The following is a 1,092-nucleotide window of genomic DNA, read 5'->3' as shown; positions in this document are numbered from 1 at the left end:
AGGGCCAGCAGCCCCGCCAGCCCCACCGCCGCCATGATCGCGCCGCGCCACGCGGTGTGCCCGGCCCTGCGTCCCACGAACAGCGCGGCCATCGGCAGCGCGAAGACGATCGTCAGCGCGCCGAGCGGCTGGACCAGGCTCAGCGGCCCGTACGCCAGCGCCACGACGTGCAGCAGCGCCCCCACCCCGTTCAGGGCCACGGCCGCCCACCACACCCCGTGGTGCAGCGGGGCGTAGGGACGGTCGGGGGTGTCCGCGGCGACGCGCTCCTGAAGGATCGCCCCGGCCGCGTAGGCGACCGCGGAGACCAGCGACAGCAGCACGGACAGCGCAAGTGCACTCATGGATCCACGATCTCTCGTCCGGGCGGATTCGGCGTCGTCCTGAAGTGGTCAATGCGTCGTACTACGGTCGTAGTACGACGTGGTCCGGGAACTCCACCCACAGACGGTCGTGCAGGTCAGCCCGGAGGAAACGGACGTCGGCCGGCGCTCGTCCACCCGGGCGGGACGGGTCGCATTCCGTAAATGACGGGCCAAAAGGTCACCACGAGTGATCGCGACGAGGACGGAAGAGGAGTACGGATGGGCCGGACGGATCTGGCGGAAGTCGCTTCCGTAGGAGGCTTCTTCATGATGCGCACCGAGCCGCCGCCCGGCGCGCACGGCGCACTGGCCCGCGTGTACGAGGGCGGCATCGCGCCCCTGACGGCCCGCGTCGACAAGGTGGCGGCCCGGCTGCGCGCGCCCGAGCGCCGGGTCGCGGCGTCCGTCGCCCAGCTCGGCCTCGCCGCCCGCCTCTGGTCCGTCGCACTCGGTTGCGCCGTTCTGGGGGACACGGTGCCCGATCTCGACCCCGAGCGGCTGCACTGGGACCCGGACCTCACCACCCCCGACGACCTCTGGCTGGCCGGTGACCGTACGTTTCCGGCCACCGCCGCGACCGTCCGCGACGTGGTGCAGTACGGCCATCTCGTCCCGCTCGCCCAGGCCCTGCGCCGCGACGGCCCGGTCTCGCCCCGGCTGCTGTGGGGCAACGCGGCCTCCGCGCTCGCCGGGGCCGCGCGGGAACTGGGCGCCTGGGGGCACCGGA

The 1,092-nt window shown here is 73.4% G+C and carries 2 protein-coding genes; one reads left to right on the top strand and one right to left on the bottom strand.

The features are described 5' to 3' along the window. Nucleotides 1-344: DMT family transporter (locus GT042_RS02150; protein WP_272925666.1), on the bottom strand; the 344-nt coding region annotated here is incomplete at its 3' end. Between the two features lie 240 nt (nucleotides 345-584). Between GT042_RS02150 and GT042_RS02145 the strand changes: the two genes are divergently transcribed. Continuing rightward, nucleotides 585-1,092: IucA/IucC family C-terminal-domain containing protein (locus GT042_RS02145; RefSeq protein WP_161306989.1), on the top strand; the 508-nt coding region annotated here is incomplete at its 3' end.

The sequence above is a fragment of the Streptomyces sp. SID3212 genome (assembly GCF_009865405.1).
Classification (GTDB): Bacteria; Actinomycetota; Actinomycetes; order Streptomycetales; family Streptomycetaceae; genus Streptomyces.
The sequence above is the reverse complement of the archived record's forward strand: the minus strand, read 5'-3'. Positions and strand labels throughout refer to the sequence as shown.